Source organism: Enterococcus sp. DIV1314a (assembly GCF_051713805.1).
In the GTDB taxonomy this organism is placed as follows: Bacteria; Bacillota; Bacilli; order Lactobacillales; family Enterococcaceae; genus Enterococcus_I; species Enterococcus_I aquimarinus.
The window spans coordinates 1,830,194-1,851,633 of the sequence record NZ_JBIOQP010000001.1 but is presented as its reverse complement, the minus strand read 5'-3'; the positions used below and the strand labels follow the sequence as shown (position 1 = coordinate 1,851,633).

The following is a 21,440-nucleotide window of genomic DNA, read 5'->3' as shown; positions in this document are numbered from 1 at the left end:
GCCTTACGAATTACACAAGGGGAACTAGTCGTTTTTCTTTACTAAACGCGTCACGCCGTCTTGTTGTTCGACTAATCGTTGTTTCATTAAATTTCCCATCGCGCGCTTGAATTGTCCTTTACTAATCCCAAACATTTTTTGGATTTCTTCTGGATCGGATTTATCGGTATAGTTCATTTGATTTTCAGGTGCTCGATTTAAAAAGGCTAACAACATCGCAGCATCATCGCTAATCGCTTCGTGCGCTCGTGGTTTTAACGATAAATTTAACGAGCCATCTGGGCGAATGCCGATTACACGTGCGGCTACTTTTTCACCTAAACGCGGTTCTTGATAACGTTCAGAAGGATGGATAAACCCTAAATGATAATCATCGGTAATCACAAACGTTCCGACTAATTTTAAGCGATAAACCGTTGCAGCGACATCTTTATTTAATAATTCTTCATCCGCTGGTTTCCCTAACGCATGAAAATATTTTTCATCTGCTAAATTACCCCATAAACGACCTTTTTCATCAACACTTAACGTAATCATCACGTGATCGCCTTTTTTAGGCCACAATTCACGCATCACAGGCAATTCATCCAGTGAAACGGCAACATCTTTGTCTGGTAAGCCAATATTAACAAAGACGCCTAAATCACGTCTAGAGCCAACGACTTCACCTAAACCGTATTGATTTTTGCGAATGGTTGGAATGTTCGTTGTCATACACCATTCTTCTTTTTGGTTTTGATAGCCAAACCCTTCTACTGCGTCACCTAAAGCGTGCACGCCTTCTGTTTTTTCTAATCGAAACGTGATGCCATTTTTTTGAACAAAGTATGCTTGTTCATTTTCATCGATAATCAATCCGCTAAAAACGGATGCGACTAATTCATTCATATCTTGTCTCCTCATTCCTTTTATTTCTGAGAATTATCCGACGAGGCGGATAAGCGCTATTGTTATAATACCTGTAATAACGATTTTCATCAAATCTTTTGTGTAATAACCAACAATTAATGTTGGAATACAAGCGAGTGTTTCTTGAATTTTAAGCGTTGGTATTTCTTGATTCTCCACGGAAAGCAAACTTTGTAATAATAAGGCTGCTAAAATACATAATGGCAAATAATCTAAAAATTGACGAAAACGTGGAGAAAACGTGATGTTACGGGAAAAAATAAAGGGTAAGACGCGTGGAAACCAAGTAACGAAGCCACATCCTAAAATTAATAACCAATAGCGTTGATCAATCATTTAAAGACCCTCCAATCAATGAACCGATTAAAGTCGCACCAATTACGGCTAGTTCCGGACTAGTCCACCACATTAAAACATAGACACTGAGAAAAACACTCGCTAATACTAGCAATGTTTTTTTCGTACTGCGCTTTAGTTCTGCTTCGGCTTGAAACAAAAAAAGACCTAAAAACATCGCAACTAAAGCAAAATCAAGGCCTAAACTCTCAGGATGCGAAATAAAGCGTCCTAAAACGCCGCCTAAGACCGTGGCAACCACCCAAACGGTATAAGCTAACAGATTCAGTCCATTCATCCAAGAGACACTGACAACCCGATTTTGACGTAAATACGTCGTTAAGACTCCGTACGATTCATCTGTCAGTAACGAGCCAATCCCGATGTTCTCCCAGAGCGTTGCTTTTTGAAAATAGGGCGCAACCGATAAACTCATTAAAAAGTGACGTAAATTAATAAAAAAGACCGTCACAATAATCGACGAAATCGGTGCTTGGATCGCAAGCATGCCACAAATAATAAATTGCGCACTACCGGCATACACAATTAATGACATGAGAAAAATTTGTAAAATACTTAACCCGATACCTTTACCGACGACACCCATCGCAAAACCAATCCCCAAATAACCTAAAATTGTCGGAACACAAGCTCTTACGCCATCAGAAAATGTTGGCGCTTGTTCGACTTTTTCCATCAAAAAACCCCCTTTTTTTCGATAAGTGTATACACCATCATATCGAAAAGCAGGAGGAGTCTCAAGTTTTTTTTAATTAGGTCCGTTTCCTTTAAAGAAACCGGTCTTCGCATTGACTGTCACGAGATAAAATGGCAGACTCGATGACGACACGCCACTTAGTAAGCTCGACTGATTGCTCGTTGCATAAAGGTGGTAATAACCTTCCCCATTTTCAATCCGAGCAGGTTCTAAATAAAAACCATTTTCTACTACATAACCACGGCTAATAATCGTACTGATAAATTGTTCATACACACCCGGTGCCCAGACCCATGCTGCGTTATTCACGTCATTAATATCACTTTGACGCGAAGCAATAATCGGTTGGTTCTGATTATTCGTCGGTGTTTGAGGGCTCAATACGGCTTGACCTTGGATCGCATTCGCACTTGCTTGTTGTTCAGCCGCAATTCGCGCTGCTTCAGCTTCTTGAGCGGCCTTTTCGGCAGCCAGACGTGCGGCTTCCTCGGCTTCGGCTTTTTCACGTGCCACTAATGCCGCTTCAACCGGTTCTAAAGCCGCTATTAAAGTTGCTTTATCTGAAATTTCAAATAACTCGTTGACTTGTTTTTGCGCTGCTTCTACGGTTTTTCTCGTTAAGTCCGCCGAGATTTTCCCATCTTGGTATAAACGCGTCACTTCAGCGACAGCATCCTTGGCACTTTGAACTTGTTGCAACTGAATATTCCCCAGTTGTACGGCTTCATCCGCTAAATCCCAAAAGGCGCCCTCTTGATTCGGTAATGTCACATCGATGGGTTGCATTTCTTTAATATGAACCGTCCGATCCAATGTGTCCCCAACAATCATTGGTGCTGTAAAATATTGGTTAATGTTCTCAAGCGTCGTCATTTTTTGATAAAGCGCCTGACTGAACGCTTGAACGTCTGCATAATTTTCTTGTTGCTTAAAGGTCGACACCTGTTCCATTAACGGTTTCAGTTGCGCTAATGTTTTTTCGGGTTTGATAAATTGTTGCTGTGCATCGAGATAAAAATCTTGTAATTCCGCGCTTAATTCAGCGAAATCTTGCGTCTGTTGTAACTGTGCTTGTTGCGCTGCTTCTGATTTTTGCTTGGCATCGACATATAACCAGCCACCTCCAGCTGCAAATAAGAGTCCAGCTGCTGTTAAAAGATAGATTTTTTTCTTGTTCGAACTTGAAAGACGGGCTGACTTTGAAACGCGTTGGGCAGCTCCCTCTTCTACCTGGACCATCTCTTCTGGTGTCGCAGAAGGACTTTTAACAGTCGATTCTTCTGTTTTATCTTGATTTTCTTCAAAACGTTGAATAAGGGCAACTGCTTTATCGACTTCGGAAATCGCTTCGCTATCATGAACTGGTGCTACTACTTCTGAATCTACCGGACTCGTTATTTCCGCTTCTGCTTCATTTTCTGATTGCGAGATTGCATCGGTTACGATTGGCGCAATGGTTTCTTCTTTTGATTGTCCCTCTAGTTGTTCTTCTGAGCGTTCTTCTGGTTGCGCTACTTCCTTTTCTTGCTCTTTTTCTGACTCTTGCTTATCGACTTCACTCATAGCCGTTTCATCAACTGTGAAGGCTGCTTCTTTTTTCTCTTTAATCGTCAATTGTTTTTGCTCATGTTGCTTGATTGCCTCTACTAACATTTCTTCAGCATCTGGCGTGCCATCGCGGTGACGGCGCAAATAAGCTTGTAAAATAGGATTATCAGATAGTTCGTCCGTCGTTTCAGGAGAATCTTCCTGTTGCGTCAATGGTTGTTCCTCCGCTTGTTGGATAGGCTGTTGTTCCTCTGTTGACTCCGTCGTTTTTTCAGCCGATTCCTCATCTGATTCTTCAATAACATCCTTAAACTGCTCCATGACTGAACCTAAAGAAACCTCTTGATAATTTGACCAATTAATATTGTCATTCGCATCTTCTATCGGAGGTAACGTTGCTTGATCTTCTTTTATTTGTTTGGAGATATTTTCTTTTAATTCTGAACCGCAATTAGGACAAATCAATTGATCTGTGATGGGTTCAAACTCACAATGAGGACATTTTTTTATCACTTTTTGGACTCCTTTTTATTTCTTCAAAGATAAATTTAACATAGTTTTCAACTTGAGCCAAGATTAATTGAATTACGTTTTTATTAAGTTTATGACTACTCCTACTTATCGGAGATTACTTAGGAGAAATAAAGGTCTTGTTTCACCCAAGGGCTCGGGATTTCCCAACCCCTTCATTCCATAGAGGGAACAGTGAGTACGATAATGACGATTTCTTGTTCTTCAAAGTATTAAAAAAGGGCGACAAATGAGCTTGTCGCACCTTTACGGATGTTATTCTAAGAAGTCTTTTAGTTGTTTTGAACGAGAAGGATGACGTAATTTACGTAACGCTTTTGCTTCGATTTGACGAATCCGTTCGCGCGTCACACCAAAGACTTTTCCAACTTCTTCGAGCGTTCTTGTACGGCCATCGTCAATTCCAAAACGTAAGCGTAAGACGTTTTCTTCACGATCAGTTAACGTATCTAAAACGTCTTCCAACTGCTCTTTTAATAATTCATACGCCGCATGATCGGCAGGGCTCGTTGCATCTTTATCTTCAATAAAATCACCTAAATGAGAATCGTCTTCTTCTCCGATTGGTGTTTCTAATGAAACAGGCTCTTGTGCAATTTTTAAGATCTCACGCACTTTTTCAGTTGGCAAGTCCATTTCGGCCCCAATTTCTTCTGGCGTCGGTTCTCTTCCTAAATCTTGCAATAACTGTCTTTGGATTCGAATCAATTTGTTAATCGTTTCGACCATATGAACCGGAATACGGATTGTGCGGGCTTGATCGGCAATCGCCCGTGTGATCGCTTGGCGGATCCACCAAGTCGCATAGGTAGAAAATTTAAATCCTTTACGGTAATCAAATTTTTCAACGGCTTTCATTAATCCCATATTTCCTTCTTGAATTAAATCTAAAAATTGCATTCCACGACCGACATATCGTTTCGCAATACTTACGACAAGTCGTAAGTTCGCTTCAGCTAGGTCTTGCTTCGCGAGTTGATCGCCTTCTTCAATTTTCAAAGCAAGCTCAACTTCTTCGGCTGCTGTTAAAAGTGGCACACGACCAATTTCTTTTAAATACATGCGGACAGGATCGTTAATTTTTACGCCGGTTGGTGCTGAAAGATCTTCATGGGCAGCGTTTTTTTCTTTTGATTCCACTTTTTCTTCTGATTTCAAACTATAAATCGATGGATCGCCATTTTCATCAACGACACTGATACCCGCGTCTTCGATTTTTTGAATGAGCGTATCCATTGCGTCTGCATCAAGTTCAAATGGTGTCGCGAGTTGGTTAGACAAGTCGTCGTAGACCACTTGGCCTTTACTTTTGTTTTCTTTGATAAAATCTTTCACTGCTTGATCGTATCCTACTTTTATTTCTTCTGCCATGAGAGAAATCCCCCTTTTATGTCAAACTGTTACGCTTGCTTTAGTTGTTTCGTTAAGTGAATAATTTCCATTGCTAACTCTAATTCTAATTGTTGATTGCCTTGTTGACTAGCGAGTTGTTGCTGGATTTTCTTTTGTTGAATCGCTTCAACGATTCCCGCTGATTGCAGTAAACGAATCAAATCGTTTGTTTCTTGCTGGCTACTTTCAATTGGCACATTTAAACTCGCAATTTGAATGACTAGTTGCCGTAAATGCTCGTCTTGTAAAAAATCTAAAAAACGTGCGACTTCAAATTCGGCTTCGGTTGCAACATAAGTATCAAATAAAACATATAGCTCTTGATAAATTTCGTGCGGAAAATGAATTGGAAGGCTTTTAAAGCGCTGATTGAACCCTTCTTCATGAAACAAGCGATAGAGTAATAACTCTTCTGCTTTTTCGATTTGTGTTTTTTTTCGTGGTGCGACTGGTCGAACCGGCGTCGCAACGTCCGCTGCTATTTGCTGATGTTGTTGCCTTCGTTTTTGTCTTCCTTGTTGTTTCAGTTGCCGCACTTGTTGTTGCAAGACTTCACGACTGATTTGAAACTCCGTCGACAGTTGGGTTAAATATCGGTCTTGTTCAATTAAGGAATCGACTTCAATTAATTCATTTAGCAACACTTCAACGTATTCCAGTTGATCATTCTCATTGGACAAATTGCGATTTAATCGATGGTAAGCCATTTTAAAGGCAAAGACCGTCGCGCGTCCATGATTGGCCAATTGTTGAAAAGCTTCCCCACCATATTTCCTGATATAATCATCCGGATCAAGGCGTTCTGGAAACTGGAGTACGGTGACTTTTAGCTGACTGGCTTCTTTCAACAATTCAATTCCACGATGGGTCGCTTCCACTCCTGCATTGTCGCCATCATACGCAAAAATCACTTCTTGAGCCATCCGTTCAATCATGGTTACTTGTTGTTGCGTTAAACTTGTTCCCATTGAGGCGATGCCGTTTTGAATCCCTGATTGCCAAGCTGCTAACACATCCATAAAGCCTTCAAACAAAAACACTTCGCCTGTTTTGCGAATCGCACCTCGCGCTTTATCTAAGTTAAACAAGACTTCACGCTTATTAAAGATGGCTGTTTCTGGCGAGTTCAAATACTTCGGTTGATTCTCTGCTGGAAAATCGGGCGTTTCAAACCAACGTCCGGAGAACCCAATTGTTTTGCCTTGCGCGTTGCGAATCGGAAAGACAATTCTTTGATAGAAACGATCCAGCAACTGCCCATCATCGCGAACAACAAATAAACCGGAGTCTGCAAAAAATTCTGCTGATAATTGTTCATTTTTGAATATTTTTTCAAGAAATTCCCGTTGCATCGGTGCAAACCCGATTTGATACTCGGTAATGAGCTCTTCTGTGAGTCCTCGTTTGAGCAAATAATCGAGTGCTTCTTGTCCAGCCGTCGTATGCATCAATAAATGATGATAAATTTCGGCTGCTTTTTCATGCAACGTGATGAGTTGTCTCGTTTTTGAAGATTCACTTTCCGCGGATGATAATTGTTGATACTTGTCATCGATGGGAATGTGCTCGATTTCCGCAATTCGATAAACCGATTCACCAAAACTCAGGCCTTCAATTTCTTCGATAAAGCGAAAGACGTTTCCTCCACGACCGCAACCAAAGCAATAATAAAACTGCTTATCTTCCGCAACTGAAAAAGAAGGTGTCTTCTCATTATGAAACGGACATAAACCGGTATAATTGTGACCGCCAGATTTTTTGAGTTGGACATATTGACCGATAATTTCAACAATATTTGTCCGACTTCGAATATCATCAATCGTTTCTTGTGGAATTTTCGCCACTATTGACTCACCTCCTATCAAAAAATAGCGTTTAGGAGCCTGTCTTTATCGGTAAAAAATCGCACTAATCGGAATCAGTGCGATGTTCAAATAGACATTTTTCTACGTATTCCATTCTAACACAATTCGCAAAAGTTTCAAGTACTTTGCACGATGCTCTTGCGAATCTTAAACAGTTATTTCACCAGAGGTTTTCTAAATAATGGAAAAACTGCATCTTTTGCTGATTCCACTTAACAGAAGGCGCGTAAAAGAAATTTCCCCCATTATAATATAAGTAGCCCCCGTTATGAAAAACGGGAAAAAGACGCCAGTAGCGATACTGTTCTTGGTCATGATTCCCAAGTTGCGGGGCTAAATAATCACGGGAATATTCTTCTGCCAGGGTTAAGTCATTCACGCCCCCACGCGATTCCACAAAGTAAATATAATCTAACCCAAAATTATACGCTTGGACGGCTGTCCAAAGATCGACTCCTTGATCTTGTGCTAATGCAATGCTTTCGGCCAAATAAGAAACTCCTTGCGCAATGCTTTCTGACGGGTCACTTGTCCTGCCAGCTTCTCCATAGGCACTTTCAGAGCTTTGCATTGGATCGTTGCCTAACCCTTTTGATTCCGTTAAGATCATACTCAATATCAATTCACGATATTCTGAGATACCGTTTTTTTCTGCTTGTTTCACTACTTCACTTTCTAAAGCCATCACTTGTTGATATTGTTGTTTCGTTCGATAAAAAAAGACAACAGCGCCACAAATAGTGAGTAGAAGGAAAAGAAACAAAGCGGTTTTTAATGGTTTTTTCTTTTTTCTTCGCATGTTTCCTCACTCCTTTTAGTCAAACTTCAGACTACTATTTGCATGACTTCCTGTCTATTAAAAAGAAAAAACGCAAGAAATTTTTAACGTTTTATAAGCGATTGACGATCTCTTCAACATTCTTAATCGTCACTGACAACGTCCCGTCCGGATGATTCACAAATTCAATGAGATCAGGGTTTCGATAGACGTCAAGGGGAACAATGAGTTCAATGCCATTAGATAATTTCAACTTTTGTTTGCCAAATTTTTTCTCTGAAATTTCTTTGACTTCTTTGACTAACGGTGTTTGTTCGATAACCCCTTTTTCAGTCATTTCTTCTTGAAAAGCCATACGCGCAGAAACATTTTCTTTAAAGACTTTTTGCGCAATCTCAGCGGTATCTAACGTTCCTGTCTCTTCAATCGTATCGTAAACCGCTTCTTGAATGTTCGCCAACACGTCATAAGTCGGGGTTTCGAATTTCTCACTCATTTTTTTCGCTGCTTTTTTAATCACCGAAAGATGATCATCTAATGAGGGACGAGGGACGGATTCGATCACTTGGGTTGAAAAATAATACCGTTTGTCACCAGAAAATTGGTATTTCTTTTCAATTAACTCATAATCGAGCGTCTTTAAATCAATTGTCATTCCTTCATCTGGTTTTTGCGCTTTACCCGCTAAAATCGCACGATTCAAAATCAAACGATTGGCTAATCCTTCTTCGTTTAAATCCGTAAAATGAGTGTACGCTTCTTTATAATTCACTTTAATAAAAGCGACTTGGGCGAGCGCGTCTTCCTCATATAAGACGATAAAAACATCACTATTTGGTGCATCTTCACTTCCTTGATACATTTGATACCAATGCTTCACAAATGCCTCACTAAACGCAATAAAATCGTCCGTCGCGGTGGCTAACATCCGACTAACGACCGAATCAGCTACTAATCTTCCGGTTTTTGTTTGCGCGCTTGAAAGTTTTTGGATTTTTTTGGTTAAATAATCGCGAATATATTCGGCACTTAGATCAAGTGGTACTTGTGAAAAAACAGGATCGCCTGCTTCACGATCAATTAAATGCAAAATCGCTTGTTTCAAATAAATTTCCATCTTTGTTTCATCCCCTTACCTTCACTAGTATACTCATTTTTACAGAAAATGAACACTAGAAATCCAACGACTATTTTCTTGTTTTTCTTGTTTGTAATGAAGTATGTTATACTAAAAATAGATTCTTAATTGATCAAAAAGGAGGTCCGGTCATGACTATTTCTGAACGCTTAGCCACACTTAGTGAAGAAGTGCGGATGACGTTTCACCCCGATTTTATCTTTCTTGTACATCCTGATTTGGTGCAACACTTTCCTGCTCGTCAGTGGCAAAAAGAGCAATTTCTAGAGGCACTTGCGTCTCGTTTAGGTCCAGATTATACGCTAGACGTATGGGAAGAAAAGGTTATTGCGATTTCTGAAAATAAAGAAATTATCGCGATTTTACCTAAATATCCTTCGCTCCATGCCTTTGAGAGCGAATAACTCTTACATTCCCTTCACTTTACTCATCATTTTTTAATAAAATCATCTTTTTTCATGAAAACATCTTCCCATTCTTGCATTTTTTGCCTATAATTTACCTTGTATCGAAAGGAGATCATCATGAAAAAGAAACAATTAGCAAAATTAAAAAAACAATTTCGTCCTTCCTTTAATAATGCACGGGCATTGCTGTTTAGAGAAATGGAAAAACAAGCAATGGCGATGTACGAATTACCCGTTACAGTTGGGATTAAACTTGAAACGCCCAATGAAATGTCGATTGAATTTTTAGGCGAAACAACGCGTGATCAGATTATTTCTGTGCCATTAGATGAACACTTTAACCTTGTCGTTAAACGAATTCAATCTTCTGAAACAGGATTACTCGAACGCTTTAGTCGTAAATTAGTCAATGAATTTGCGAACTACTGGGGTTTTACGGACGAATCAGCTGTTACTAGCGAGAACGCTCCTACGTCAGCACCAAAGGAAAGTCCTGCAACTGAAGTTGAAATTGAAGCGGCACAAGACATAGAAGTTCCAGCAGCTGATACTGAAAGCTCTTTTGACGAAGACAGTGCATTCGCTACTTTCAAAGAAGCAATCACGGCTTTTCCAAAATTTGAAGTGATTGAACACTCTGACTCCGTTCAAGTGGTGGAAAAAACGGCTAAAGAAGAACGTTTACTCGCGACGATTTCCACGTCAGAAAAGAACGTTTTTACAATTGAACCTGCTTTAGAACGAAAATACAAACTTAAATTAGAGGTCATTCCAGTGATTGAGGCCTTTGCCCAAAGCATTACACCCGCATAAATCGAACAGACTCAGGTCCTATCGCCTGAGTCTGTTTTTTTGTTTATACGAGCACGATTCCCTGATTTACCAAAGGAACTAGACAACTCAAAAAGAATCACACTAAAAGAACAACGCCTGCTAGCTAGAATTAATCGAGTTGACAGACGTTGTTTTTTTGGTAAAGACCATTTGATTCTTACTCTGAACGCAATGCCGCTAAAATCGCTTTGGCATGTTGCTCATTCATGACACCTTTTTTTAAGGACGTCGCCACCGCAGTGACTTCCTCCCCTTTGGCACCGACACTCAGCGCTAACGAACGCGCCTGCAAAGACATGTGACCTTTTTGAATCCCTTCCGTCACCAACGCACGTAACGCCGCTAAGTTTTGAGCAAGACCTACCGCTGCAATGACTTCTGCTAGTTCTTTAGCCGAAGAGACTTGTAGCAATGCTAATGCTGCCTGAGCTTTTGGTAAAACGCGCGTCGCTCCTCCAACCGTTCCAATCGTTACGGGTAAGGTGATTTCTCCTCTTAGTCCATCCGCCGTCATGGTCCACTGGCTTAACCCACGATATTGACCATCTCTAGCAGCGTAAGCATGAGCCGCAGCTGCCATCGCTCGCGTGTCATTGCCAGTTGCTAAAACAAGTGCATCAATACCGTTCATAATCCCTTTATTATGCGTAGTCGCACGATAAGGATCCAGCTGAGCAAACGTCGAAGCTGCCGCGATTTTCATCGCAACTTCTTCCCCATCTCTCCCTTTGGATAAAGCGGAAAAAGGCACAAGGCATGTCGCAGTGACTAAGGATTCTGTCGCGTAATTACTTAAAATACTAAATAAAATCGTTTCATCAAACCACTCACGGAATAAATTCGCAGTACCTTCGAGAATCGTATTCATGATATTGGCGCCCATCGCATCTTTTGTATCAACGATAAAATCAACAGAAAGAAACATTGGATTTTCAACAAAACGACGAATCTGCACTTCGGTTAATCCCCCACCACGTTGTACAATCGAAGGATAGCTTTCTTTTGCTCGCTGAAAAATTGCTGCTTTGTTGGCTTCAATCGTTTCAACAAGCGTATCTGCTGCTTGAACATTCATGAAGACAATTTGACCTCTGAGCTCTTTTCGATGCATGCTACTCGTAAACCCTTCTGACTGGGCAACCATCTTGGCACCATTACTACACGCAGCTACGACAGACGGTTCTTCCGTCGCCAAAGGAATGACATAGTCTTTTTGATTCACCTTAAAATGACGCACGACCCCTAGCGGAATGGAGACATCACTAATTTGATTTTCAATCAAATGATTCGCCACTTCTTCCGAAAGCGCGGTTTGTTGTAAGGCTTGCAACATGTCTGGTGTGAGTTTACCTTCAAGGCTTAACTGAGCCAGTCTTTCTTTCGGTGACAACTGATAAAATTTTTTCTCCATCCTTACTGCTCCTTTGTGCGTTCAATCAAAACAGCTAGGCCTAGCCCGCCGCCAATACAAAGAGACGCAATCGCGTAATGCCCTTTGATCCGTTCAAGTTGGTGAAGCACTGTCGTTACAATTCGAGCACCTGTTGCACCGATTGGGTGTCCTAAGGCAACTGCTCCGCCACAAATATTGACTTTTTCAGCCGGTAATTGAAGTTCTTTTTCCACGACAATCGACGTTGCCGCAAAAGCCTCATTAATTTCAAATAAATCAATGTCTTCAGTCGTTAACTGATTGCGCTCAAGCAATTGACGAATGGCCTCAATAGGGGATGTGCCCATCATGCTTGGATCAATTCCGACTTCAGTCACATCACGAATCACACCTAAATAAGTAAGACCTAAATCATCCGCATATTCTTTTGAAGCCAAGATTAAAGCCGACGCACCATCGTTAATCGTCGACGCATTCCCTGCTGTGACACAACCCTCTTCTTTAAAAACGGTTCTTAATTTCGCGAGTTGTTCTAAGGTGGTGCCTCGACGCACACCTTCATCTTGCGTATACGTGACACCATTGACTTCTACTTCGATTATTTCTGCATCAAAGTATCCTGCATCTTGAGCTTTTACTGCTTTTTCATGCGACTGTAAGGCGAATTCATCTTGCGCTTCACGTGTCACTTGATAAACGTCTGCGACTTTTTCGGCGGTCAACCCCATATGTTTTTCGCTGAAAGCATCAGTTAACCCATCATGGACCAAAATGGATTGGGCTTTCGTTGCTTGATCCGTCTCTTTATCGTAATAATGAAATAAGGGTGCTTGACTCATACTTTCAATTCCACCTACTAAGACGACCTCAGCTTCTCCAAGTTGAATGGTTTGGCGCCCTAAAGCAATCGATTTTAAGCCCGATCCACAGACTTCATTAATCGTTGTTGCCGGAACAGATACCGGTAAGCCACTTTTTAAGGCAATTTGCCGTGCCGGATTTTGACCCGTCCCCGCTTGTAACACATTCCCAAAGATGACTTGTTTCATTTCACTTTTAAGCCCTTCATTTCGGGCGATTAGTTTTTTTGATACTTCCACACCTAACGCTACCGCACTTAAGTCTTTGAATTGCCCACGATACTTGCCAATTGGCGTTCTCAGGGCATCAATAATCACAACGTCTCTCATGTAGACACCTCCAAATTGAACTATAGCATGCCCTACAAAAAAAACAACTCCTCTTTTTAAAATATTAACAAGTTTGGTTGCTTTTTTAATAAACTTTAATTTCTTTCTTTTTCTTTTCAAATATTGTGGAAAATGTGGTAAATTGTATAAGATAGAAATCTAAAGGAGAGTAATACTATATGAACGTTGGTATTGATAAAATAAACTTTTATGTTCCGCCCTATTATGTGGATATGACCGAGCTTGCCTTTGCTCGGAACGTGGACCCAAATAAATTCTTATTGGGAATTGGGCAAGAACAAATGGCTGTGAATCCAAAAACACAAGATATCGTCACTTTTGCCGCCAATGCCGCGAAAAGGATGTTAACTCCTGAAGACTTAGCGACAATCGATATGATTATCGTGGGTACAGAATCGAGCATTGATGAGTCAAAAGCTTCAGCCGTAGTCTTACACCGTCTACTTGGCGTGCAACCTTTTGCTCGCTCGTTTGAAATTAAAGAAGCTTGTTACGGCGCAACTGCCGGATTACAACTGGCTAAAAATCATGTATCTGCAAATCCTACCAGTAAAGTCTTAGTCATCGCGACTGATATTGCCAAATACGGGCTCCAGTCTGGTGGCGAACCAACACAAGGAGCAGGAGCCGTGGCCATGTTAATTAGCCAAAATCCTCGCATCTTGAAGTTAGAAAATGAAACCGTGATGTTAACGCAAGATATCTATGATTTTTGGCGTCCTGTTGGGCATAAATATCCGATGGTGGACGGTCCACTTTCAAATGAGACGTACGTTCAATCATTCCAAAAAGTTTGGACTCGCTACCAAGAAAAACACCAACGTCATTTAACGGATTTTGCTGCCCTTGCTTTTCATATTCCGTATACTAAAATGGGGAAAAAAGCCTTACTCGCTATTTTAGAAAATGAAACGGAAGGCGAACAAACGCGCATGCTGGAACAATATGAAGCGAGCATTACGTATAGTCGCCGCGTTGGGAATCTTTATACCGGTTCTTTATACCTTGGTTTGATTTCGTTACTTGAAAATTCAAACTCACTGCAAGCGAACCAACGGATTGGTCTTTTCAGCTACGGTTCAGGCGCTGTTTGTGAATTGTTTAGTGGCCTTTTAGTAGAAGGTTTTGAAACATATTTAGAAAAAGATGCTCATTTAGCCTTATTAGAAAATCGTCAACCTTTAAGTATGGCTGACTATGAAACCATGTTTGCTGACGATCTCGATACGTCGATTACGGCAAGTTTTGACGATTTAACGCCCTTCAGTATTCAACATATTGAAAATACGATTCGCGTATACCGGGAATAACCAATAAAAACGACTCCTCCGAAATTCGGAAGAGTCGTTTTTTGGTTTAATGATGAGGATGAAAGTTCTCTCGCTCACGTAAAGGAATTCGTGGTTTTTTTCCAATAACTAAAGGAACGGTCTCACGTTTGATTTCACTATACTCTAAACCAAACCAATTCTCTGGTGATGTGGTATGTTTTTTGATGAATAGCTTCGTCTGCATGACTTGACGTTCCCAGTGACTTAATTCACTGTCATTTGATAACGATTCTTGAATCAACACAAACTGAAAATCGCCAATTTCACGATTAGGAATGATTGAATACCTTTGTGGTTGTTTTTCTAAGCGTCCATCTTGCATTAAATCTTGAATAATTTGACGTAAATAAACATTCACTTCTTGGCTGACTCGAAACCCTAGGAATAATTGGACTTTCACGACAAAATCAGTCCCCATCGTATCGACCGTAAATTCTTGCGTGTAGGGCTCATCGGTTACCACCACATTCAAGAACCAATAAACTTTCGCTCGTTTTGGTTTCTTATCCAAAATGGAATATAAAAATTGCTTACCAATTAAATCCCCGTCCATCCGTGGAACTAAAAAGACCGCGTTCGTTTGAAATATCGGAACCGTTGGGTCTAGATGCAACTCTTGTAGTTGTGGAATAAAATCTTTAAGATCGACTTCAACCGATTCTCTTTCTTCAATCACATTCCCCCATTGCCAAACACTCATCACAAATAGAATCATCAATGCCATGATTACTGCAACAAATCCTCCGTGGAAAAATTTAGCCGCACTCGAGATAAAGAAAATCGTTTCAATGATGGCAAAAAATGAGGTGATGACTATCGCCAGCACTTTCGAGCGTTTCGATTGAATCAAATAAAAATAAAGTAAAAAAGTCGTCATTAACATTGTAACCGTAATGGATAGTCCGTATGCCGCTTCCATATGTGAGGACGTCCGAAACGTAATCACAATTAAGGAACAGGCAATCCATAAAATAAAATTCACAGTTGGAATATAGACTTGTCCAATTGAGGTACCCGGATAAACGAGCTTCAATCGCGGTAAAAAGTGAAGTTTAATTGCTTCAGAGACAAGTGTGAAAGAGCCTGATAGTAACGCTTGAGAAGCAATGATCGCCGCGATTGTCGCAAAGAAAACACCAAAGATCAGCCAAGATTCAGGTAAAATCATAAAAAATGGATTTAAATTTTCAACTTCTGTATATTCCCCGCTGTCAATGGCGCGATTCAACCATGCTGCTTGTCCTAAATAATTAAGGATTAAACAAATTTTGACATACGGCCAACTTAAATGAATATTGCGTTTTCCAACGTGGCCCATGTCCGAGTATAGCGCCTCTGCTCCCGTTGTTGCTAAGAAAATATTTCCTAAAATCAGAATTCCTAAACGATTTTCAGGATTAAAAAGTAAACGGACCGCATAGATCGGGTTTAACGCACGAATCACGGATAAATCTTGCCCGAAATTCATAATTCCGACCAGACCCAAAAAGCTAAACCAACAAAACATGGCGGGTCCAAAAGCTTTCCCAACAACATCCGTACCAAAACGTTGTAAACCAAATAGCAACAACAAAATTCCTAACGTAATATAAATGATTATCGATTGATCCATTCCGAATAACTGATAAAAGGCTGGAATCCCTCGTAATCCTTCAACCGCTGTCGTGACGGTAACCGCTGGCGTTAATACCCCATCAGCTAGCAACGCAGCGCCGCCAATCATCGCTGGAATAATTAAAAACTTTCCATTTTTGCGAACAAGCGTATATAAGGAGAAAATCCCGCCTTCTCCATGATTATCTGCATTTAACGCAATCAAAACATATTTGACTGTCGTAAGAAAGGTCAGTGTCCAAAAAATTAACGAAACGGTCCCGAAGACAAAATTTTTATCAAGCGTCCCGATTCCACCATTCCCTTCGACAATTGCTTTCATTACATATAGCGGGCTTGTACCGATGTCCCCGTAAACAACCCCCATCGCCACTAATAATCCAGCAGCAGATGCTTTCCCCTTTTTATTCATTTCCTTTGCCAATCCTCCAATTTAATGATTCACATTCACTATTTTTAGCTCTTTTCGACTAAAATTATCTGGTACTATGACAGACTACTATTCAGGCGAATGCAATGTATTATGCACTTTTCAAGCATTAGGGTCAACATGAAAAAAATAATCGTAACTTCGCTTTCGATTGGGTTTCGTAATGGATGGAAAATCTGCCAAAACACTCCCGATAAGCTATCCGCAATTGGAGAGTTCACCTGCTGAAAACAAATTAGCTGCAAGACAATCATCACCTAAAAAGCCTCAATTGTTCAGATCTTGCATCTGGACAACACTAAATTGTTACATCTTTCTTACTATTGAAAGAATCTTTCATCCGTGTTAGTACAAAAAATGATTCTCTTGATGGTCTTGGTCCTACTAGATTCGCTCAAAAACAATCTGTTTCATGGCTCTATACTAAACCTTTTGCCAAGAAATGAACAGCAATACCACGACTGTCCATTCAGCCTTTCTCTCATCCAAAATTTTCTCCACTCTTTAGTTAGTATGAAGAGAAAATAGAATTTGAACTCATTCACTTCAATTCTTTAGTAAGGACGTTGCCTACAACACTGATTGACTAAGGAGTAATATGACGTTGCTAGGTAGTCTTACACGGAATACAGAGAAAGGGGGAATTCACTTGATAAAATCAATCCGTCTAATCAGTCCCATCACGCTACTATCATATGATTGATTTTGGATTAGTTTAAATTTTTTCCGCTAAAAAATAACAAAAAAACTCTGACTAAGAAAAATATCTTAATCAGAGTTCGACAGTTATAACTGGGGTAGCTGGATTCGAACCAACGCGTGAGGGAGTCAAAGTCCCTTGCCTTACCGCTTGGCTATACCCCAAAGAAAAAAGGCGACTGATGGGTTTCGAACCCACGAATGCCGGAACCACAATCCGGTGCGTTAACCCCTTCGCCACAATCGCCATGACATTAAATGTTGTTTTTTTATTGCTTTAACTCTAACAACAATTAATTATTATACACGACTTTTAGATAAATACAACCCCTTTTTTACATTTTATTTATTTTTAAAATAACAAATGATAATTATTTTTTAAATCGCTTTCTTTCTCTATATTATGCTTTTTTATCTCAAAATCTCCCCAAGAAAAGATGTCATCATTTAAATATCTTACTAAAAAAATAATCGTCGTTTGGGCTTCTTACTAAGGAAGCCCAAACGACAATGATCTTTCTATTATTTACTTTTCATCTTTTTTCCAAAAATCTGTGATTGCTCCTTTAGAGGAACTTGAAACGATGTGGGCATATTTTCCAAGCGCACCACGTGAATGAAGCGGTGGAATGACTAATGATTCTTGACGTTTGGCTAATTCTTCTTCTGAAACTTTCATTGTTAATTCTTTCGTATCTTGATCAATCAACACAGTATCGCCTGTTTGTAAGAGGGCAATCGGGCCACCATCTTGTGCTTCAGGTGCAATATGTCCGACTACTAACCCATACGTTCCGCCTGAGAAGCGACCGTCTGTTAATAATGCCACTGTTTCTCCTTGACCTTTCCCGACGATCATACTTGAAAGAGACAGCATCTCTGGCATTCCCGGTCCACCTTTTGGTCCAACGTAGCGAACGACAACCACATCCCCATCGACAATTTCATCGGTTAAGACGGCTTGAATCGCTTCTTCTTCCGTATTAAAGACTTTGGCAGGACCTTCATGACGACGAACCTTCACACCTGAAACTTTCGCTACAGCGCCATCTGGTGCAAGATTACCATGAAGCACAATCAGTGGACCATCTTTTCGTTTCGGATTTTCTAACGGCATAATCACTTGTTGCCCTTCTGTTAATGACGGAACTTCTGCCAAGTTTTCAGCTACTGTTTTTCCTGTTACCGTTAAACAGTCACCATGGATATAGCCATTCTCATAAAGGTATTTCATAACAGCCGATACACCGCCGACCTCATATAAATCTTGGAAGACATATTGACCACTTGGTTTTAAATCAGCCAAATGTGGTACTTTTTCTTGAAACTCATTAAAATCATCCAACGTTAATTCCACATTTGCGGCATGAGCCATCGCCATGAGATGTAAAATCGCATTGGTTGAACCGCCTAAGGCCATTACAACTGTAATCGCATTTTCAAACGCTTTACGCGTCATAATATCTTTAGGGTAAATCTTTTTCTCTAATAAATTTAAAACAGCCTCGCCTGCTGCTTCAACATCGCGTAATTTCGCTTCAGTTGTCGCTGGATTCGATGACGAACCAGGTAGACTCATTCCCATTGCTTCAATCGCAGAAGCCATTGTATTCGCCGTATACATCCCTCCACAACCTCCAGGGCCTGGACAAGCATTACATTCAATGCGACGAACTTCTTCTTCGGTCATGTCATTGTTATTCCATTTCCCAATCGCTTCGAAAACTGAAACAAGATCAATATCTTTGCCATCTAATTTCCCTGGCGCAATCGTACCACCATATACAAAAATCGCAGGAATTTCAGTATTCGCAATCGCAATCATACAGCCTGGCATATTTTTATCACAACCGCCAATCGCCACAAAAGCATCACAGTTATGACCACCAACCGCGGTCTCCACTGAATCCGCAATAATATCACGTGATGGAAGCGAGTAGCGCATTCCTGGTGTTCCCATCGCAATACCGTCTGCTACGGTAATCGTGCCAAATTGAACCGGCCAGCCGCCTGCCGTCATAATTCCTTGTTTCGCCACTTTTCCTAAATCATGTAAATGAATGTTACAAGGCGTATTTTCTGCCCACGTACTAATCACACCGATAAGTGGTTGATTGAACTCCTCATCCCCCATCCCCGTTGCGCGTAACATCGCTCGATTAGGTGATTTAACCATACTATCATATACGTTACTTCGAATTCTGATATCTTTTTTATTCTCATTATTTGTCAATTGACTATACTCCCCTCAGCCCTATCGATTCAATGATAAGACACTCATTTTTAGCATTTGTTTATTGTTTATTGTTTATTGTTTATTCTAACATACATATGAGATTTTTCTAGTAATAAGATGAAAAAATGATTAAATATTCTGCTTGCTAAAAGAGAAATTGTATGGAAAAATAGACAAGTATCCATTTTTAAGATTGAAAGGAAGAAGATATATGCGTGATGACATTAAATTGAATGAGCGAGCTGCAATACTGAGTGAGCAATTAATCGAAAAACTCCAAACGGTTTCAGATCATGAGATTGGTTTAGATATTTATAATTTAGGCTTTATTTATGAAATTGATTTAGATGAAAAAGGCCATTGTCGCATTGTTATCACCCTCACAGGAATTGGTTGTGATTGTGTGGAGTCGATTCCTTCAGACATTAAAACAGCTTTACTAACAATTGAGGAAATTCAATCCGTTGATGTGCAAATTGTCTGGTCTCCCGCATGGAAAATGACTCGCATTAGCCATTATGGTCGCATTGCTTTAGGAGTGAATCCAAACTAAGAGTTAACATAAAAAACGGATGAACCAATGATGGTCATTCGTTTTTTATGTTGATGAAATTGAAAAATCAGCAAACATACCTCTATTTCGTCCTGACTTTATAAAGTTTCTAATTTCGTTTTTAAGCATTGTGTTATGTGGTCAGCTGTCTTATGATCATGACTCGATAAATTCTGATTGGACTTCTCGAATCAACGCTTTTTAAGAATCGTTCTTGGTAAGCTACCCATTTACCAAACAAAATCTAGTGGCTACTGTTATGTTAGATTAATATCTTTGATAATCATTTCAACTACGTCATCTTGAGTTTGTTTTGCTGTAAATATAGTCTCATTCGGAAAACCTAACATATCCTTTTCTAACCACCAACTCTTCATTCTTTCAGCCCCAAAAACTTTAGACAAGTCTCTTTGATTATGACGAGTAAGGGTTTCTTCAAATGAGATATCATAGTAGTACGTATGAACTTCTCCTTGAAAAGTCTCATATAAAGAGATGAACATTTCCTTGTAAATATGAGAACCTAAAATACCCTCAATAACAATTATTTCAAATTTCTCTTTACCAAATTCAGCGATCTGTTGGATTAGTCCAGCTGTTGGATTGTCTACTCTATCTTTGACATTTAAAATACCTAACCGAATTTCATCTTGAGAAATCCTCATTACGGTTCCTCTGGGGTAGTAATTTTGAATTGCTTTCGCTGTAATAGTCTTTCCACTAGCTGAATTTCCTCTTATAATAACTAATTTACTCATCCGTTTTTTCTCCCAACTGATAAAAGAAATTAAGTAGATCATAATATAAAAGCTTATATATAGTCCACTGCTCGTGTTGAAACAGACATTGATAAATTCTCCAAAAACCAAGACAAAAAAATAGCATCAACGTATATTTTACGTTGATGCTATTTTTATACCGATGGCCGGGGTCGAACCGGCACGATCTTGCGATCACAGGATTTTGAGTCCAGCGCGTCTGCCAATTCCGCCACACCGGCAAATAGTATTGAAAGGCGGTAACCGGATTTGAACCGGTGATGAAGGTTTTGCAGACCTCTGCCTTACCACTTGGCTATACCGCCATTATATACAATGTTAAAACTGGGGTAGCTGGATTCGAACCAACGCGTGAGGGAGTCAAAGTCCCTTGCCTTACCGCTTGGCTATACCCCAAAAAAAAAAGGCGACTGATGGGTTTCGAACCCACGAATGCCGGAACCACAATCCGGTGCGTTAACCCCTTCGCCACAATCGCCATGGCAGGGACAGTAGGAATTGAACCCACACTAGCGGTTTTGGAGACCGCTGTTCTACCTTTAAACTATGTCCCTATATTAAATTTTAAAAAATGGAGGAGAGTGGATTCGAACCACTGAACCCGAAGGAACGGATTTACAGTCCGTCGCGTTTAGCCACTTCGCTACTCCTCCATAATGGCGCGAGACGGAATCGAACCGCCGACACATGGAGCTTCAATCCATTGCTCTACCAACTGAGCTACCGAGCCAATACAAA

The 21,440-nt window shown here is 40.2% G+C and carries 15 protein-coding genes, 9 tRNA genes and 1 pseudogene; 4 read left to right on the top strand and 21 right to left on the bottom strand.

Annotated elements, in window-relative coordinates; genetic code table 11:
• Positions 1 to 24: 24 nt before the first annotated feature.
• The 8 genes from IGI68_RS08770 to IGI68_RS08735 all read right to left on the bottom strand — a co-directional run bounded on the left by IGI68_RS08770 (position 25) and on the right by IGI68_RS08735 (position 9,194).
• On the bottom strand, positions 25 to 888 hold the full coding sequence (locus tag IGI68_RS08770) for a CvfB family protein (protein WP_438732276.1): 864 nt from the start codon (positions 886 to 888) through the stop codon (positions 25 to 27).
• Between the two features lie 33 nt (positions 889 to 921).
• Positions 922 to 1,245 (bottom strand): AzlD domain-containing protein, encoded by a 324-nt coding sequence (locus IGI68_RS08765; RefSeq protein WP_071873581.1) that lies wholly within the window; start codon positions 1,243 to 1,245, stop codon positions 922 to 924.
• Positions 1,238 to 1,942: an AzlC family ABC transporter permease gene (locus IGI68_RS08760; RefSeq protein WP_071873580.1), complete on the bottom strand. Its 705-nt coding sequence runs from the start codon at positions 1,940 to 1,942 to the stop codon at positions 1,238 to 1,240. Before IGI68_RS08760 ends, IGI68_RS08765 begins: the two co-directional genes overlap by 8 nt.
• Before the next feature lie 72 nt (positions 1,943 to 2,014).
• On the bottom strand, positions 2,015 to 4,024 hold the full coding sequence (locus IGI68_RS08755) for a cell division site-positioning protein MapZ family protein (protein ID WP_438732273.1): 2,010 nt from the start codon (positions 4,022 to 4,024) through the stop codon (positions 2,015 to 2,017).
• A 273-nt stretch (positions 4,025 to 4,297) separates the two neighbouring features.
• Positions 4,298 to 5,413, bottom strand: a complete 1,116-nt coding sequence (rpoD, locus tag IGI68_RS08750; protein WP_438732271.1) for an RNA polymerase sigma factor RpoD — start codon at positions 5,411 to 5,413, stop codon at positions 4,298 to 4,300.
• A 29-nt stretch (positions 5,414 to 5,442) separates the two neighbouring features.
• Positions 5,443 to 7,281: a DNA primase gene (gene dnaG / locus IGI68_RS08745; RefSeq protein WP_438733257.1), complete on the bottom strand. Its 1,839-nt coding sequence runs from the start codon at positions 7,279 to 7,281 to the stop codon at positions 5,443 to 5,445.
• Between the two features lie 178 nt (positions 7,282 to 7,459).
• Complete coding sequence (locus tag IGI68_RS08740) at positions 7,460 to 8,098, bottom strand: lysozyme family protein (protein ID WP_071873576.1); 639 nt, start codon at positions 8,096 to 8,098, stop codon at positions 7,460 to 7,462.
• Between the two features lie 91 nt (positions 8,099 to 8,189).
• Complete coding sequence (locus IGI68_RS08735; RefSeq protein ID WP_438732269.1) at positions 8,190 to 9,194, bottom strand: nucleoid-associated protein; 1,005 nt, start codon at positions 9,192 to 9,194, stop codon at positions 8,190 to 8,192.
• Between the two features lie 152 nt (positions 9,195 to 9,346).
• Between IGI68_RS08735 and IGI68_RS08730 the strand changes: the two genes are divergently transcribed.
• Both IGI68_RS08730 and IGI68_RS08725 read left to right on the top strand, forming a co-directional pair.
• Complete coding sequence (locus IGI68_RS08730; RefSeq protein ID WP_438732267.1) at positions 9,347 to 9,619, top strand: hypothetical protein; 273 nt, start codon at positions 9,347 to 9,349, stop codon at positions 9,617 to 9,619.
• A gap of 120 nt (positions 9,620 to 9,739) precedes the next feature.
• Positions 9,740 to 10,435 (top strand): hypothetical protein, encoded by a 696-nt coding sequence (locus IGI68_RS08725; RefSeq protein WP_438732265.1) that lies wholly within the window; start codon positions 9,740 to 9,742, stop codon positions 10,433 to 10,435.
• 178 nt (positions 10,436 to 10,613) lie between these two features.
• On the opposite strand, the pseudogene IGI68_RS08720 reads toward IGI68_RS08725, so the two are convergent.
• Positions 10,614 to 13,039 (bottom strand): annotated as a pseudogene (locus IGI68_RS08720) (hydroxymethylglutaryl-CoA reductase, degradative).
• 179 nt (positions 13,040 to 13,218) lie between these two features.
• On the opposite strand from IGI68_RS08720, the gene IGI68_RS08715 reads away from it, so the two are divergent.
• The gene (locus IGI68_RS08715) at positions 13,219 to 14,370 is read left to right on the top strand and encodes a hydroxymethylglutaryl-CoA synthase (protein ID WP_438732263.1); all 1,152 of its coding nucleotides are present in this window, start codon (positions 13,219 to 13,221) and stop codon (positions 14,368 to 14,370) included.
• Positions 14,371 to 14,416: 46 nt separating this feature from the next.
• On the opposite strand, the gene IGI68_RS08710 is transcribed toward IGI68_RS08715, so the two are convergent.
• The 4 genes from IGI68_RS08710 to ilvD form a co-directional block, all read right to left on the bottom strand.
• Complete coding sequence (locus IGI68_RS08710) at positions 14,417 to 16,417, bottom strand: KUP/HAK/KT family potassium transporter (RefSeq protein WP_438732261.1); 2,001 nt, start codon at positions 16,415 to 16,417, stop codon at positions 14,417 to 14,419.
• Between the two features lie 810 nt (positions 16,418 to 17,227).
• Positions 17,228 to 17,299 (bottom strand) — tRNA-Gln (locus IGI68_RS08705).
• Between the two features lie 9 nt (positions 17,300 to 17,308).
• Positions 17,309 to 17,381 (bottom strand) — tRNA-His (locus IGI68_RS08700).
• A gap of 279 nt (positions 17,382 to 17,660) precedes the next feature.
• Positions 17,661 to 19,367, bottom strand: coding sequence for a dihydroxy-acid dehydratase (gene ilvD, locus IGI68_RS08695; protein WP_071875820.1), 1,707 nt, complete (start codon positions 19,365 to 19,367; stop codon positions 17,661 to 17,663).
• 214 nt (positions 19,368 to 19,581) lie between these two features.
• Between ilvD and IGI68_RS08690 the strand changes: the two genes are divergently transcribed.
• Positions 19,582 to 19,923 carry a metal-sulfur cluster assembly factor gene (locus tag IGI68_RS08690; protein ID WP_438732259.1) on the top strand — a complete coding sequence of 114 codons (342 nt, stop codon included), beginning with the start codon at positions 19,582 to 19,584 and terminating at the stop codon, positions 19,921 to 19,923.
• 257 nt (positions 19,924 to 20,180) lie between these two features.
• Here the strand turns inward: IGI68_RS08690 and IGI68_RS08685 are convergent, their stop codons facing one another.
• The 8 genes from IGI68_RS08685 to IGI68_RS08650 form a co-directional block, all read right to left on the bottom strand.
• On the bottom strand, positions 20,181 to 20,681 hold the full coding sequence (locus tag IGI68_RS08685; protein WP_438732257.1) for a hypothetical protein: 501 nt from the start codon (positions 20,679 to 20,681) through the stop codon (positions 20,181 to 20,183).
• Between the two features lie 158 nt (positions 20,682 to 20,839).
• Positions 20,840 to 20,923, bottom strand: a tRNA-Leu gene (locus IGI68_RS08680).
• A 13-nt stretch (positions 20,924 to 20,936) separates the two neighbouring features.
• Positions 20,937 to 21,007: transfer RNA gene (locus IGI68_RS08675), tRNA-Cys, on the bottom strand.
• Between the two features lie 19 nt (positions 21,008 to 21,026).
• Positions 21,027 to 21,098: transfer RNA gene (locus IGI68_RS08670), tRNA-Gln, on the bottom strand.
• 9 nt (positions 21,099 to 21,107) lie between these two features.
• Positions 21,108 to 21,180, bottom strand: a tRNA-His gene (locus IGI68_RS08665).
• 2 nt (positions 21,181 to 21,182) lie between these two features.
• Positions 21,183 to 21,256, bottom strand: a tRNA-Trp gene (locus IGI68_RS08660).
• Between the two features lie 18 nt (positions 21,257 to 21,274).
• Positions 21,275 to 21,355 (bottom strand) — tRNA-Tyr (locus tag IGI68_RS08655).
• A 4-nt stretch (positions 21,356 to 21,359) separates the two neighbouring features.
• Positions 21,360 to 21,432 (bottom strand) — tRNA-Phe (locus tag IGI68_RS08650).
• Between the last annotated feature and the right edge of the window lie 8 nt (positions 21,433 to 21,440).

Excerpts from the sequence above, each read along its gene's own strand:
- IGI68_RS08770 (WP_438732276.1), bottom strand. The coding sequence starts at position 888 with ATGAATGAATTAGTCGCATCCGTTTTTAGCGGATTGATTATCGATGAA.
- IGI68_RS08760 (WP_071873580.1), bottom strand. The coding sequence starts at position 1,942 with ATGGAAAAAGTCGAACAAGCGCCAACATTTTCTGATGGCGTAAGAGCT.
- IGI68_RS08710 (WP_438732261.1), bottom strand. The coding sequence starts at position 16,417 with ATGAATAAAAAGGGGAAAGCATCTGCTGCTGGATTATTAGTGGCGATG.
- IGI68_RS08730 (WP_438732267.1), top strand. The coding sequence starts at position 9,347 with ATGACTATTTCTGAACGCTTAGCCACACTTAGTGAAGAAGTGCGGATG.
- IGI68_RS08740 (WP_071873576.1), bottom strand. The coding sequence starts at position 8,098 with ATGCGAAGAAAAAAGAAAAAACCATTAAAAACCGCTTTGTTTCTTTTC.
- IGI68_RS08715 (WP_438732263.1), top strand. The coding sequence starts at position 13,219 with ATGAACGTTGGTATTGATAAAATAAACTTTTATGTTCCGCCCTATTAT.
- rpoD (WP_438732271.1), bottom strand. The coding sequence starts at position 5,413 with ATGGCAGAAGAAATAAAAGTAGGATACGATCAAGCAGTGAAAGATTTT.
- IGI68_RS08685 (WP_438732257.1), bottom strand. The coding sequence starts at position 20,681 with ATGAGTAAATTAGTTATTATAAGAGGAAATTCAGCTAGTGGAAAGACT.
- IGI68_RS08690 (WP_438732259.1), top strand. The coding sequence starts at position 19,582 with ATGCGTGATGACATTAAATTGAATGAGCGAGCTGCAATACTGAGTGAG.
- IGI68_RS08765 (WP_071873581.1), bottom strand. The coding sequence starts at position 1,245 with ATGATTGATCAACGCTATTGGTTATTAATTTTAGGATGTGGCTTCGTT.
- IGI68_RS08725 (WP_438732265.1), top strand. The coding sequence starts at position 9,740 with ATGAAAAAGAAACAATTAGCAAAATTAAAAAAACAATTTCGTCCTTCC.
- IGI68_RS08735 (WP_438732269.1), bottom strand. The coding sequence starts at position 9,194 with ATGGAAATTTATTTGAAACAAGCGATTTTGCATTTAATTGATCGTGAA.